Raw genomic sequence first — 14648 nt, 5'->3', positions numbered from 1 at the left:
AGCCGGCAGGCTGCCGGTCGAAATCAATTGATGTGGGCAATCGTTCCCTGGATCGTCACGCCCGATCCGTCGAGCGTGATGGAACCGCCGCCGGTCGACAGGACAATCCTCGTCGCGGTGACATTGACGGTGCAACTGGCCTTGCCGTTGTCGATGTTGACCGTCGGCGCCTGTAGATTGGCGGTCGACTTTCCGGAAAGATTGAGATCGTTTTCGCCGTAAATCGTTACGCCCGGTGCATAGCCCGCAATGTTGACGCCCTTGCCGTATCCGGCGATGGCCACACCGCCACCCTGGCCGTTGATCCCGACACCGGTATCGCCTCCGGTTCCGCCGATGGAGACGCCGATGTTGTCCTTGTTGATCGACACGCCACTCTTTCCTGAACCCATGTCGATGTACTGGCCCGCTGCCAGTGACGAGACTTTGGCGACGTCAACGGAATGGTTTCCCGTATTGACCTTCGTCGCATACGATCCGGTGCCGACGACATGCGTGCTGTTTCCCTCGACGAAAACGTCATGCGTGCCGGCAACCACGGCCAGGTTGTGATTCCCCTTCGTCACCGTATGCGAACTGTTCCCGTCGACCGACACGCTGCGATTCCCCGTCACCCCATGCGTCTCGTTCGCGCCGATCTGCGCGACCCGGTTCTGCCCGATATTGACCGTCTCGTTCTGCCCCACACGCCTCTGCCGGTTGTTCTTTACCTGCATCGTCTCGTCGTTCCCGACCGTATGCATATGGTTGTTCCCCACCGACAGCGTGTGATCGGCCTCCGTCTCCGCATCGAAATTCCGTTCCGCATGCATCCACAGCTGCTCGGCGCCCTTCTTGTCCTCGAACCGGAACGCATTCGCGTGCTCGGTTGTCCCGCCTGGCGACGACCTCGACAGCAACCCGCTCTGCGTCGCACTCCCCGGCAGCCCCCACGGCGGCATCTTCTCGCCGTTGTAAACCCGTCCGGTCACGATCGGCTCATCCGGATCGCCATTCAGGAAATCGACGACGACCTCGTCGCCTGCGCGAGGAACCTGCACGCCCCCGAACCCACCGCCGGCCCACGGGCTCGACACCCGCACCCAGCACGAAGAATCCTGATTGCTTTGCCCGTACCGGTCCCAGCGAAACTGCAGCTTCACGCGCCCGTACTGATCGGTCCAGATTTCCTCGCCCGGCGGCCCGACGACGGTTGCCGTTTGCGGCCCGTTGGTCCGTGGCCGCGGCGTATCGCGCGGCGACCGGTAAGGCAGGCTCGACGGTTGCACGAGCATCATCGTCTGATGCACGACGGCCTCCGCGCCCTGGTCGCTCGCATACGCGTTCTCCTGAAACCGGTACTGGCACCGCACGATCAGGTATTCACGGTTCTGGTCCGCGCGCGGGCAATGCGCAAGTGTGAACAGGTACCCCGGCGCGGCACCGCGCGCGTCGGTATCCGCACTCGCCCGCTCGTGCTCGGCCTGCTGTTCCTCGAGCCGCACGCGGCTGTAATGCGCACCGGGCGCATCGTCGCGATACCCGCCCGGCCATTCGAACGACGCGAAGCTGTCGTGATCGTGGCCGCGCGGATCGACCTTCTGTGAAGAAAGATCGGCGCGCGGCTTCGTGTAGTCGTAGTCGGTGGTCTGGTGCTTGCCGACGCTCACCGCCTGCGCGGGCAGCCAGCCGTCGATGTGTTCCTCGTCGGCGATCGCCGTACGGTCACGCGCGATGTACGGAATCGTCTCGTAACCGGGCAGCGCCGCATGCGACGACATCGCGTCGCCGAGCATCAGCGTATGCGTGTCGTCGGCGTGCCTGAACCAGTAATAGATACCCTCGAACTCCATCAGCCGCGACACGAACGCGGCGTCGGTCTCGTTGTATTGCACGCAAAACTCACGCGGCACGTACGATTCGACGAGATGGTTTTCAATCGGAAATCCGTACGTCGACAGCACGTCCTGCACGATCTCGGGCACGGTCTTGTTCTGGAAGATCCGGCAATCGGAGCGGCGCGTCGCGAGCCACAGCCACGGGCGCACGATCAGCTCGTAGCCGTAGTACCGCTCGGCACGCCGGCCGGCCAGCGAGGCGCGCGCAACGATGCCGTTGAGATAGCGCGTCGACTGGTCCTGCTGCTCGATCCGCACCGTCACGGGCTTGCCGAGCATGTCCTTCAGCGACAGGCTGTGGCTGTCGGCGAGCGCCTCGATCCGGAATTCGAACAGCCGGCCGAGTTCGTCGCTGCCGTCGAGCGTGTGAAATTTCAGGTCGTCGCCGTGCGGGCTGTCGAGGGTGAATACGCGATTCACGTCATGGCCTCCTCGTCGAACCGGTAAGCGAATTCGCCGTCGGCAGCGCTCACCTCGATCGACGCCAGCGCGCGCGCTTCGAGCGTGGCCTGCAGGATCGCGCGGCTGATGCGAGGCATCACGGTGTGCGTGAGAATCGCGTCGACCATGCGGCCGCCGGATTCAATGGTCCGGCAGCGTTCGACGATCAGCGCGGTCGCCGCGTCGGTGCAGCGCAGCCGGATGCCGTGATGCGCGTCGATCCGCTGCTCGATCCGCCGCAACTGCAACGCGACGATGCGCGCGAGCGTCGCGTCGGTGAGCGGGTAGTACGGCACGACGGTGAGCCGGCCGAGCAAGGCGGCCGGGAACACGTCGAGCAGCGGCGCGCGCAGCGCATCGGCAAGCGTCTGCACGTCGGGCAGGCGCTCGGGGTCGCGGCACAGCGCCATCATGCGATCGGCGCCGACGTTCGACGTCAGCAGGATCACGGTGTGCCGGAAATCGATGTCGCGCCCCTCGCCGTCCTCCATCCAGCCTTTGTCGAACACCTGGAAGAAAATCTCGTGCACGTCGCGGTGCGCCTTCTCGATCTCGTCGAGCAGCACGACGCTGTACGGCCGGCGGCGCACGGCCTCGGTCAGCACCCCGCCCTGCCCGTAGCCGACATAGCCGGGCGGCGCGCCTTTCAGCGTCGACACCGTGTGTGCTTCCTGAAACTCGCTCATGTTGATCGTGATCGCGTTGTGCTCGCCGCCGTACAACGTGTCGGCCAGCGCGAGCGCGGTCTCGGTCTTGCCGACGCCGGACGGGCCGCACAGCAGGAACACGCCGTGCGGTTTGGTCGGATCGTCGAGCTTCGCGCGCGCGGTCTGGATCCGTTCGGCGATCAGTTCGACCGCATGGCGCTGGCCGACGACGCGTTCGCCGAGCGTATCGGCGAGCTTCAGCACGGCCTGCGTTTCGTCGCGCACCATCCGGCCGAGCGGAATGCCGGTCCAGTCGGCGACGACGGCCGCCACGGCGTGCGTGTCGACGGCGGGCAGCACGAGCGGCGCATCGCCCTGCAGGTCCGCTAGCGCCTGCTGGGCGGCGGCGAGACGGGCTTGCGCGGCGGCGCGGGCGTCCGCATCGAGCGCATGCGACGAACCATCGTCGAGCAACAAGGCACGCGATTCGTCGATCGACGCCAGTGCATCGCGCTCGGTTTGCCAGCGTGCGTCGAGCCGGCCGAGTTCCGCCTGCGCAGCCGAAATCTCGGTGTCGATCGCATCGCGCCGTGCGGCATCGCCGGTGCCGAGCGCGCACTCGCGCCCGATCCGCGCTTGTTCGACACGCAGGCTGTCGATGCGGCGGCGCGCATCCTCGATCGGCGCGGGCACCGCGTGCTGGCTGACGGCAACGCGCGCACAGGCCGTATCGAGCAGGCTGATCGCCTTGTCGGGCAACTGCCGCGCGGGGATGTACCGGTGCGACAGCGTGACGGCCGCCTGCAGCGCATCGTCGAGCACGAGCACGCGGTGATGCGCCTCGAGCTTCGCGGCCAGGCCACGCAACATCGTCAGCGCGGCCGCTTCTTCCGGTTCATGCACGTGGACGAGCTGGAAACGCCGCGTCAGTGCGGGATCCTTCTCGATGTACTGCTTGTACTCGGACCATGTGGTCGCGCCGATCGTGCGCAGCAGGCCGCGCGCGAGCGCGGGCTTCAGCAGGTTCGCGGCATCGCCGGTGCCGGCTGCGCCGCCCGCGCCGACGAGCGTATGCACTTCGTCGATGAACAGGATCGCCGGCCGCTCGGACGACATCGCTTCGTCGATCACGCCGCGCAGCCGGCTCTCGAACTCGCCCTTCACGCTCGCGCCGGCCTGCAGCAGCCCGATGTCGAGCAGGTACAGCGTGACGCCGCGCAGCGAAGGCGGCACGTCGCCGGCCGCAATCCGCAGCGCGAAGCCTTCCGCGACGGCCGTCTTGCCGACGCCGGCCTCGCCGACCAGCAGCGGGTTGTTCTGCCGGCGCCGCAGCAGGATGTCGACGATCTGGCGAATCTCGGCGTCGCGGCCGACGACGGGATCGATCTCGCCGGCCCGTGCGCGCGCGGTCAGGTCGACGGCGAAGCGCGCGAGCGCGGCGCCTTCGGCGGCGGTCGCGCCTTGCAACGCCGTGTCGCTATCCTGCGAAGCCGGTTGCGCCTCCGGCGAACCTTCGACGATCGACGCCAGCTCGTCGGCGAGCACGTCGGGCACGATGCGCTCGAATTCGCGCGTGATCGCCACCAGCACGTTGCGCAACTGCGGCGTCTTCAGGATCGCGAGCAGCAGCACCGCGCCGCGAATGCGCGTCGCGTCGTATCTGAGCGTCGCATAGACCCACGCGCGCTCGACCGCGTCGTCGATGTGCACCGACAGGTCCGACACCGAGCCCGCGCCGCGCGGCAGCTTGTCGAGCGCGGCGACGAGCCCGCGGTCGATCACGGCTTCGTCGATCCCGAAGCGGCGCAGCACGCGCTGCAGGTCGCCGTCCGGCCGCTGCAACATCTGCTTGAACCAGTGCGCGAGTTCGACGTACGGGTTGCCGCGCAGCCGGCAGAACCCGGTCGCCTGCTCGAGCGTTTCGTAGAGGAACGGGTTCAGTTTCCCGAACAGGTTGACGCGGCCGATATCGGACATGACGGTTCCCGGTTAGGCGGTTTCGCGATGAAGGGGCGTGCCGCCGCGCCGCACGTCGTAGCGGACGACGAGATCGCGCGCGGGGCCGGGTTCGAGCCGCTGTCCGAGCCAGGCAGTCCGGCCGATGCCCTGCCGCATGCCGAGCGCGATGGCCGGTACCGCATCGGCAGCCAGTTCGAGCTGCACGTCCCAGTCGAACTCGATGCCGACGTATTCGCGCACCCATTGCGCGAGCTGCCGCGCGTGCGGCCCGCCCGGCAGGAAGCGGCGGTACGCGTCGAGCGACAGCGGGCCGAGCACGATCCGGAAGCGCGACTGCGCATCGCGCACCGCGACGCCGAGTGCGACGGCGCCGACCCGCATCGTCGGCCGCGTCGCGCGGATCGTGCAGCGCTGCGAGCGCTCGATCGCGACCCACTGCGGCACGTGCTCGACGATGCGCGCGTCGACGCCGAAATGCCGGCGCAGGATCTGCACGAGCCCTTCCGGGTTGCGCGTGTGCCGCACGAGATGGCCCGCATGGAAATAGCGCGCATGCGGCGCCAGCGTGTCGGCACCGGTTGGCGCGGCAGGTGTGTCGCGATGTGCCGTCCGCCCGATCAGGCTTGCGATATAGCCGTCGAACCGTGCGCGGTCCGGCCGATCGAGGCTCACCGTCGGCTGGGCGTCGGCCCACGCGCGGTAGAACAGCAGGATCAGCCGGTGATGAAACAGATCGGCGAACGCGGCAAACGTCGGGTCGTCGTGCTGCGCCGCGCGTTCGTGTGCGTATTCGGTCAGGTGCGTCGGCAGTGGCCCGTTCGGGCCGAACAGCCCGAATCCGTGGATCGCAATGCGCGGCGGCACGGCGCCGTCATCGTCGTGGATGCCGGCCAGCATCGACGCCGCGAACGCAAGCGACGGCTGCTGCCCGAGCCGCACCGGTTCGTCGCGCGGCCGGGTGGCCCGCCCGAGCGGCGCGCGGCCCGGCGACAGTGCGTCGAGCCAGCGCAGCGCCTGGAACAGGTCGTAGCCGTGCGGCGCGGCACGCAGCCGCGCCCACCACGCGTCGCGGCGTGCGGCTTCGGCGGCCGGCTGGATCCCGGATGACGGTTCGCGTTTCATATGGCCGGCCGCCTGCCGATACGCGCGGGCCAGCGCGCGAGCGTGCCGCGCTGCGTGCTGGTCAGCACGCATTCGGCGAACGCGTTGATCGATACATGGCGCGCGAAGAACTGTTCGAGCACCGCACCGAGCAGGAACGGGCTGTCGCCGGAAAACGCATGGTCGTCGACGGTCACGTCGACCTGCACGCCGCGCCCGAACATCAGCGGCCCGAGCGCCGGCAGCCGGCGGAACACGGGCGAGAACGCGACGCGCTGTACGCCGTCGATCTGCCGGCGCATCGCGGCGTCGGCGGGATCCGCATGCAGCCCGAGCAGTTCGCGCAACGCATGCGCGCCCTCGTCGTCGTCGAGATCGATCAGCGTGTGGCGCGCGAGCCCGAGATGGCGAATCAGCCGCCACGCGGTTTGCGCGTCGGCGATCGGCGGGCGCGGCCGCGACGGGCCGCGGATCGCGACGATGCGCTCGACCGGCGCCGACACGCGCAGCGTGAACGTGTTCGCGTCGCCGGGCGGCTGCAGCAGCACGAGGTCGCGATTCGTGCACAGCGTGTCCGCGGCCAGGTAGCGCATCGTCTCGTCGTACGGCGCGCACTGGCTGTCGACGAGCGATACGTAGGTTTCGCTGCCGACGTAGCCGGTGCGCGTACCGTTCGCGCGGGCCTGCGCGGACACCAGCCTCGGTTCGCGCCGCACGGTGTAATACGCGCCGTAGTTGCCGTCGTCGCCGGCGAACGATGCGTGAAACGGCCGGAATTCGCGCGACTGGCCGTCGTCGCGCTGCTCGCTCGCGAGCCGTTGCACCGCATAGACCTCGTAGTCGAGCGGCCGGCTGCGATCGACGACGACATGGTGTTCCCGCGCGCCCGGCTGCAGCGGAATACGATCGGCGCGGCGTGCAAACAGGTTCACGGCCGGCGTGCAGTTCAGCGCGAGATGGCGTGCGTCGACGGCCGCTTCGAGCGCCGCGTCGTGCCGGTCGAACAGCACGGTCAGCTCGCACTCGTCGCCGGTCGCACGCGCGAGCGCGGCGCGCAGCCCGCCGATGCTGAAGAACAGGAAGCGCGCCGGAAACGCGAAATACTCGCGCAGTAGCCGGTAACCGTGGAAGCTGCGGCCGTCGTCGGGCAGGATCGCCTGTGCCGGATCGAAGCCTTCGTGGACGATCGCATCGGCATCGAGCGTATGCAGCCAGCGCGGCGGCTGCCCCGGGTCGTGGCACACGACGCCGAGCGCATGTGCGGCGATCAGTTCGAGCAGATGCAGCGCGTCACGCTCGGGGCCGGCGAGATGGAACGTCAGCCGGTCGAGCGGCAATTGCGACAGCCTGGCGCCGCCGCGCGCCTTCAGCCGGATGCGCAGCGCGCCGCGCACGTCCTGGCGAGCGGCGACGGCGCCACGCGGCAGCCACGACGGCGCGCCGGTGACGGTCGCGTCGGTCAGTTCGAGCGGCCACAGCGTCAGGTCGTGCGCGGTGCGGAATTCGCACGCGGTCTGCTCGGACGCAACCGGCCGTGCGCGCAGCGCGGTGCCGGCCGGCAGGTGCCAGCCCTGCGCGAGGCTGCCTTCGTTCAGCAGCGGCGCGAAGCGCACGATCGCCATCGACGGCAACGGCGCGATATAGCCGGGATACACGGCATCGAGCAGCGCCTGCGTGAAGCGCGGGAATTCGGCGTCCATCTTCAGCTGCACGCGCGCCGTGAGGAAGCTGAAGCCTTCGAGCAGCCGCTCGACGTACGGGTCGGGCGGCCCGGATTCATTCAGCCGCAGCCGCGCGGCGACCTTCGGGAACTGCTGCGCGAATTCGCCGCCAAGCTCGCGCAGGTACGCGAGTTCGCGGTTGTAGTAGTCGAGCAGGCGCGTATCCATCGCGTCAGCCCCCCGCCACCGATTGCAGCGACATCGCGCCCGTCTCGAGATCGAGGTCGGAGCGCAGCACGAATTCGAGCGGATGCGGGATCGACCACAGCGTGCCGCGGATCTCGAACAGCAGCACGTTGTGGCGTCGTTCGCCGGCGCGGCCGCCGGGTGCGTCGATCACGCTGCGGACATCGATGCTGTCGGGCGCGATGCGTGGCTCGAAGCGGAGGATTGCGTCGCGGATCGACGCCTCGACCGACATCCGCTCGACGCCCGACATCGGCTTGCCGACGAGCGGCCGCATCCCGTAGTTGAGCACCGATGCCTGCGCGTGCGCGAACGCTGACCAGTCGACGAAGCCGTCCTCGGCGTTGCGTGTGTTGAGCAGCCACGCGAGATCGCGCAGCACGGCCGCACGCAGCCGTTCGGTGCCGATCCATTGCGCGCCGTGCGCTTCGGCTGCGCGCTGCGGCGCGTCGTCGGTGAGCCGGTCGAGCAATGCCGGCTGCAGCCGGTCGCGCAGGTTGCCCTCCCGGCCGTCGCGGGTTCGCGGGTCGTCCATGATCGTCTCCGCGCCGTCACATCTCGGTGTTTTCCTTGATGTTCCAGCCGACCGTTACCTCGGCGCCCTTGCCGCCGTTGTCGTTCTGCTGCCAGTACTGCTTCTTCACCTTCGCGGCCTGAAAGCCGTAGTGCATCATCAACCGGTCGGCGACGTCGCCCGGATCGATGCCCGCGACCTGCGCGGACGTGACGAGCACCTCCTGCAGCGTCACGCGCATGAACTCGACCTGCGTGCCGCCGGTCTTGCATGCGGAAATCTCGACCGACGACAGATGCTTGCCGTTCGCGCAGTTCTTGATGATCGCGGGCGCGCCTTTATCCATGTACGCGGCGACGACGAGATCGTTGAAGCTCGCCTTGCCCGCGTTGCCGCCGCTGCCGCTTGCCATCGCGCCCGGCTGGCTTGCGCCCCACGTGAACGACTGGATGTCGGTCCAGCCCTTGTGTTGCGCGTCCGCCGATTCGCCGGTCACGCCGTCCACCTTCATAAACATTGCCACGCCCATTGCCGTCTCCGTTTCGGTGCGATGTCAGGATGAATGCCGATCGTTGCGCGTGCCGCCGCTCACTCGTTCGCCGCCTTCGCGGTCGGCAGCCGCGAGATGAGCCGCAGCGACACGGTGAGCCCTTCGAGCTGGTAGTGCGGCCTCAGGAAGAATTTCGACGTGTAGTAGCCGGGGTTGTCCTCGACCTCGTCGACGACCACCTGCGCGGCCGCGAGCGGCTTGCGCGCCTTGGTTTCCTGCGACGAGTTCACGGGATCGCCGTCGACGTAGTTCATGATCCAGTCGTTCAGCCAGCGCTCCATGTCGTCGCGTTCGCGGAACGAGCCGATCTTGTCGCGCACGATGCACTTCAGGTAGTGCGCGAAGCGGCAGCACGCGAACAGGTACGGCAGGCGGCCGGACAGCCGCGCGTTCGCGGTCGCGTCGGGATCGTGGTATTCGGCCGGCTGGTACAGCGACTGCGCGCCGATGAACGCCGCGAAATCGGAGTTCTTCCGGTGCACGAACGGCATGAAGCCGTTCTTCGCGAGTTCGGCCTCGCGGCGGTCGCTGATTGCGATCTCGGTCGGGCATTTCTGGTCGACGCCGCCGTCGTCGGTCGGGAACGTGTGGCTCGGCAGCCCTTCGACGGCCCCGCCCGATTCGACGCCGCGAATCGACGAGCACCAGCCGAACTGCTTGAACGAACGGTTGATGTTCGCGGCCATCGCGTAGGCTGAATTCGCCCACGTGTAGCGGTCGTGATTCGCGGCGTCGGTGTCTTCCTCGAAGTCGAATTCGTCGACCGGGTTGGTGCGTGCGCCGTACGGCAGCCGCGCGAGAAAGCGCGGCATCGCGAGGCCGACGTAACGCGAATCCTCCGACTGCCGCAGGCTGCGCCACGCCGCGTACTCGGTGTTCTGGAAGATCTTCGTCAGGTCGCGCGGGTTCGACAATTCCTGCCACGAATCCATCTGCATCAGCTCCGGCGACGCCCCGGCGATGAACGGCGCATGGGCGGCCGCCGCGATCTTCGACAGCTCGCCGAGCATCTCGACGTCCGGCGGGCTGTGGTTGAAATGAAAATCGCCGACCAGGCAGCCGAACGGCTCGCCGCCGAACTGCCCGTATTCCTCCTCGTAGATCTTGCGGAACAACGGGCTCTGATCCCACGCGACACCCTTGTAGCGCTTCAGCATTCGCGCGACTTCGTTGCGCGATGCCGGCAGCGCCTTGATCTTCAGCAGCTCGTCGGTCTCGGTGTGCGTGACGAGGTAATGCAGCCCGCGCCACGCGCCTTCGAGCGTCTGGAATTCGTTGTGGTGCAGGATCTGGTTGATCTGCTCGGACAGCTTGCGATCGATCTCCGCGATGATCTGCTTCACGCTGCCGTACGCGTCGTTCGTCATGCCGGCCGTATGTTCGAGCGCCTGCTGCGCGAGCGTGCGCACCGCGCGCTCGACCGACTCGCGTGCCTCGGCCGTTTTCGGCTTGAATTCCTTTTGCAGCAGCGCAGCGAATTCGTCGTGCGCGACGGCCGGCTGCGCAGGCTGGCGCGTATCGGCGCGGGCTTGGACGGGATCATTCATCGCGGGCCTCCGGTTGGGTCGCATCGCCGCCCTGCGCGGGTTCGCGCGGCTCGCGCACGAGCGTTTTCAGCAGGTCGGGATCGTTGATCGCGCGCTCGATCAGCTGCTCGGCGCCGTGCTTGCCGTCCATGTACGACAGCAGGTTCGACAGCTCGGTGCGCGCCTCCAGCAACCGGCGCAGCGCATCGACGTTGCGTGCGATCGCGGCCGGCGAGAAATCGTCGATCTGCTCGAACGTCATGTCGACGTTGAGCATCCCGTCGCCCGTCAGCGTATTGGGCACCTGGAACGCGACGCGCGGTGCGACCGACTTCATCCGCTCGTCGAAGTTGTCGACGTCGATCTCGAGGAACTTGCGCTCCGGCAGGTCCGGCAGCGGCTCGGCGCGCTTGCCGGCCAGGTCCGAAATCACGCCCATCACGAACGGCAACTGCACCTTGCGTTCCGCGCCGTAAGTCTCGACGTCGTACTCGATCTGCACGCGCGGCGCCCGATTGCGTGCGATGAATTTCTGTCCGCTGCCCGCCGCCTTGGTTCTGTCCGTCATCGTCCACTCCTTCACATCGATCAGGTTGCGCAGGTCGCCGCCGCCGCCCGCATGGCGGCGCCGCCGGTTCGTTTCATTCGCTTCGCTCGCCGCTCAGCAGGTCCAGCTTCGGCAGGCTTTCCGGCGCGAGGTCGCGGATGATGTCGTAGAAGTCGAGCGCGAGCAGCCGCTGCGCGCGCCGCAACAGCAGCGGCGCCGGATGGCTCGGCTCGTGCTGCGCGAAATAGCGGCACATCTTGTCCAGGCCGATGCGCACGTCGTCGCGGCTCGTGATCTCGGCGTCGCGCCATGCGTGAGCGTTCGGCGTGGCCGCCGGTGCAGCGGTTGCCGCGCTGCCAGGCGTGGCCTGCCGTGCGGGCGTCGCGCCTTTCGGTACGTGCTGCGACGGCTCGGGCAGCGGGACTTCCTGCACGATCCGCCGCAACGCCTTTTCCGCATCGCCCTCATCGGGTACCCATTCGCGGCCGAGCTTGTCCGCGACGCACGCACGGATCGCATCGAGCGATCGCAACGCGGTGCGGGTTGCGTCGAGCGGCGTCGTGCCGTCGTCGCGCGCGGCCGACAGCGCGGCGATCAGGCTTTCGCGGCTGCCGGTTGCGACGGCGCCGGTTTCGTCGCGGCCGTCGAGCAGTCGTTCGGCGTCGCGCACGGTCGGCCCGCCGTCGAACAGTGGCTGGCGGCGCGCCGCGCGTGCGCAGTCGTGCGCGCTGGCCACGTCGGCGAGTGCGTTCATCCGTGGTGTCGGGTCCGGCTCGCCGTCCGCATCGAGCCGCGGATGCAGGTCGTCCCACCGGTGTTCGAGCAGGTCCGCGACGACCGCGAGCGCGTCCGCATAGCCGGGAATGCCGTGCTGCTCGGTCCAGCTGCGCGCGAGATATGCGACGACGCGCAGATCTTTCGTGCGCGCGGACAGCGCAAGTGCAAGCCGCTCGACCGTACGCCAGTCGGGCGCCTCGGCCGGGATCACGGTGTCGCCGTACTGCTGCTCGGCGCGCGGCGTCGCACGCTCCTGCAGTTGCAGGAACTCGGCGTCGTATTCGAGGTTCGCGCCGCACGGCGCATCGGGCGCGACGTCCGCGAGCAGCCGGCCGAGCAGGTCGGCGTGCGGCGATGCCGGCACGCCGGGCGATGCCGCGGAAGATTCGGCGGCGGCCAGCGCCGCCTGGCTGACGTCATTCGAATGCATAGTCGATGTTGACCGGTTTGCTGCCGAAGTCGATCGCGACGGTGCGGTGCAACGGCGGCAGCGAGCCGTTGCGGATTTCGATCACATAGACGCCCGGCGTCAGCGACACCGAGCGCAGCGGCGGGCTCGCGCCGCGCCGCGCACCGTTCACGTAGATATCGCCCCACGGCCGCACGTTGAAACGCACCTGGACGGTTTCCTGCGTCTTCGGCGGACGCGGCTGCGACTCGGCCGTCGGCGCGTTCACGGCGGCGACGGCCGGCTCGGCTTCCGCCTGCGTCCTGCGCGCGGGCGAAGGCGTGGTTGGCTGGGCCCCGGCCGCTTCCGACGGCGGCACGTTGACGATCCGCTCCGATGCGTCGAGGCTGCCGGCGGGTGCGATGGTTGAACTCGAACCGGCTTGCGGCGCAGGCGGGTTCGTCTCGGTCGTCGCGACCTGCGGCGCGGGCGTGGCGGTTTCGACGGCGGGCGCACTGCCCGGCGCGGCAGCGGCGGGCGGCGGCGGAACCTCCGCGGACGAACCGGCCGGCAGGCTCGACGGCGGCACGACGGTCGGTGTCGGCCCCTGCTGGGCCAGCGTGGCGCCCGGCGTGCTCGCAAGCGGCGACGTGCCGGCCAGCGGCTGGCTCGCGGCGGGCGCGGCTTCGTCGGCGACGCGGGCCGGACGCGACAGATAGGTCGCGGCAAGGCCAACCGCGATCAGTGCGACGAGCGCGCCGCCGGCGTAGACCGGGATGCGGCGGTTGCGCGATCCGGCGGCTGCCGCCGCACGCGGGGTGCCGGTCGGCGGTGATGCGCCGTCAGGCGCTGCGGCCGCTGCGGCGGGCCGCGGCGCGGTCGCTCCAGCGGCTCCGGCAATCGGGCCAGCATTTCCGTCGGCATTTCCGGCTCCCGGTGCGGTGTCACCCTTGCGGATAGCTGCGTCGGCACTTGCCGGTTGCGTGCCGGTATCGTCGTGTGCTCCGGTTCTCGCTGCGGGCGGTTCCTTTGCGCGTTCGACAACTCCGTCCGGCGCATTGGATCCCGCAGGCTTCGCCGCATGCGTTGCCGCCGAAGCTGCCGGCGTCCCCGTAGCGCCAATCGCGGCGCCTTGTACCGCCGCCTTCGACGTAGAAGATCCGTCCGACTCAGGTTTCGCGCCCGACATGACTGACGAGGCGGATGCGGTTTCCGATGGCGTCGACCCGTTGTCCGCACGCGCTGGTGGCGACGACGGCACCTCGGAATCGGCCTTGCCCGAAGCCGTCCCGCCCTCGCCTGTCGCCGACGCACCCGTAGTCGATGCGGTACCGGACGCGGCGGAAGCGGTTTCGGCCTTCCCTTCCCCGCCCCTGCCCGCATCGCCCGCCGGTGGCACGACCGCCGCGCCATACCCGCTTCCTGTCCGGTCGACGTCCCGCAACCCCAGCTCCGCCGCGAACGCCGCGACCGATTCCGGCCGGTCCGGTATCCGCAACTGCAGCGCATGATCGACTGCCGCGAGGAACGCCGGGCTGTACACCTCGCCGGCCGGCAGTTCGCGCGACGCGAGCGGCCGGTACGTGTCCTTGATGCTGCGCACGACGGCCGCCGGCGGCAACTCACCGGTGATCATCGCGTGCATCACCGCGCCGAGCGCATAGAGGTCGGTCCACGGCCCCTGGCTGAATGCGGGATCGTCGGTGTACTGCTCGATCGGCGCGTAGCCCGGCTTGATCATCATCGCGCCGTCGTCGACCAGGTCGCCGATCCGTTTGCGCGCCGCGCCGAAGTCGAGCAGGATCGCGCTGCCGTTCGGGCGGATCAGCACGTTGTCGAGCGCGACGTCGCGATGGAAGCACTGCGCGCGGTGCAGCGTATCGAGCGCGCCGAGCAGCGCGCCGACGATGTTGCGCAACTGTGTCTCGCTGATCCGCATCCCGCCGTCGAGCAGTTGCTTGAGCGTGCGCCCTTCGTAGAACGGCATCACCATGTAGGCGGTGCCGTGGCTTTCCCAGAAGTGCAGGACCTTGACGAGCCCCGGATGGTCGAACTGCGCGAGCAGGCGCGCTTCGTTGAGGAACGCGCCGCGCCCCGCGTCGAACGCCTGCGCGAACCGCTCGGAACGCAGCGACACCGTATAGTCGCCACCGCGCGTCGCCAGCATCGACGGCATGTATTCCTTGATCGCGACCGCGCGCCGCAACGTGCGGTCGAACGCGCGATAGACGATGCCGAAACCGCCAATGCCCAGCACCTCGTCGAGCTGAAGCTCGCCGAGGCGATGGCCGAGCGGCAGCGGCCGCACCGTGAATTCGGAAGCGTCGCCGCGTGTCGCGGTGTCGTGCTCGTGATCTCTCGATCCAGCGTCCTTCATCTCCACCACCTCTCGAAACTGCGTGTTGCCCCGCCGG

General features: G+C 68.7%; 10 protein-coding genes. All 10 read right to left on the bottom strand.

The features are described from left to right. Positions 1 to 23: 23 nt before the first annotated feature. Positions 24 to 2297: a type VI secretion system tip protein VgrG gene (gene tssI / locus OHZ10_RS26730; RefSeq protein ID WP_338083551.1), complete on the bottom strand. Its 2274-nt coding sequence runs from the start codon at positions 2295 to 2297 to the stop codon at positions 24 to 26. Beyond that, entirely contained in the window at positions 2294 to 4942 is a 2649-nt protein-coding gene (tssH, locus tag OHZ10_RS26725) for a type VI secretion system ATPase TssH (protein ID WP_342704860.1), read from the bottom strand. Before tssH ends, tssI begins: the two co-directional genes overlap by 4 nt. Positions 4943 to 4954: 12 nt before the next feature. Beyond that, on the bottom strand, positions 4955 to 6046 hold the full coding sequence (gene tssG, locus OHZ10_RS26720) for a type VI secretion system baseplate subunit TssG (RefSeq protein ID WP_342704859.1): 1092 nt from the start codon (positions 6044 to 6046) through the stop codon (positions 4955 to 4957). Continuing rightward, positions 6043 to 7914 (bottom strand): type VI secretion system baseplate subunit TssF, encoded by a 1872-nt coding sequence (tssF, locus tag OHZ10_RS26715; protein WP_342704858.1) that lies wholly within the window; start codon positions 7912 to 7914, stop codon positions 6043 to 6045. The genes tssG and tssF overlap by 4 nt, the downstream gene beginning before the upstream one ends. A 4-nt stretch (positions 7915 to 7918) precedes the next feature. Continuing rightward, entirely contained in the window at positions 7919 to 8467 is a 549-nt protein-coding gene (tssE, locus tag OHZ10_RS26710; protein WP_222907484.1) for a type VI secretion system baseplate subunit TssE, read from the bottom strand. Positions 8468 to 8483: 16 nt separating this feature from the next. Beyond that, positions 8484 to 8975 (bottom strand): Hcp family type VI secretion system effector, encoded by a 492-nt coding sequence (locus OHZ10_RS26705; protein WP_027791618.1) that lies wholly within the window; start codon positions 8973 to 8975, stop codon positions 8484 to 8486. A gap of 59 nt (positions 8976 to 9034) precedes the next feature. After that, positions 9035 to 10543, bottom strand: coding sequence for a type VI secretion system contractile sheath large subunit (gene tssC / locus OHZ10_RS26700; RefSeq protein ID WP_256086380.1), 1509 nt, complete (start codon positions 10541 to 10543; stop codon positions 9035 to 9037). Further along, positions 10536 to 11090 carry a type VI secretion system contractile sheath small subunit gene (tssB, locus tag OHZ10_RS26695; RefSeq protein ID WP_059240547.1) on the bottom strand — a complete coding sequence of 185 codons (555 nt, stop codon included), beginning with the start codon at positions 11088 to 11090 and terminating at the stop codon, positions 10536 to 10538. Before tssB ends, tssC begins: the two co-directional genes overlap by 8 nt. Before the next feature lie 73 nt (positions 11091 to 11163). Continuing rightward, positions 11164 to 12276 carry a type VI secretion system protein TssA gene (gene tssA, locus OHZ10_RS26690; protein WP_342704854.1) on the bottom strand — a complete coding sequence of 371 codons (1113 nt, stop codon included), beginning with the start codon at positions 12274 to 12276 and terminating at the stop codon, positions 11164 to 11166. After that, positions 12263 to 14611 (bottom strand): serine/threonine protein kinase, encoded by a 2349-nt coding sequence (locus tag OHZ10_RS26685; protein WP_342704852.1) that lies wholly within the window; start codon positions 14609 to 14611, stop codon positions 12263 to 12265. The genes tssA and OHZ10_RS26685 overlap by 14 nt, the downstream gene beginning before the upstream one ends. Positions 14612 to 14648 lie beyond the last annotated feature (37 nt).

Source organism: Burkholderia arboris (assembly GCF_038723655.1).
Taxonomy (GTDB): domain Bacteria; phylum Pseudomonadota; class Gammaproteobacteria; order Burkholderiales; family Burkholderiaceae; genus Burkholderia; species Burkholderia arboris.
This window is presented reverse-complemented; position numbering and strand designations above follow the sequence as displayed.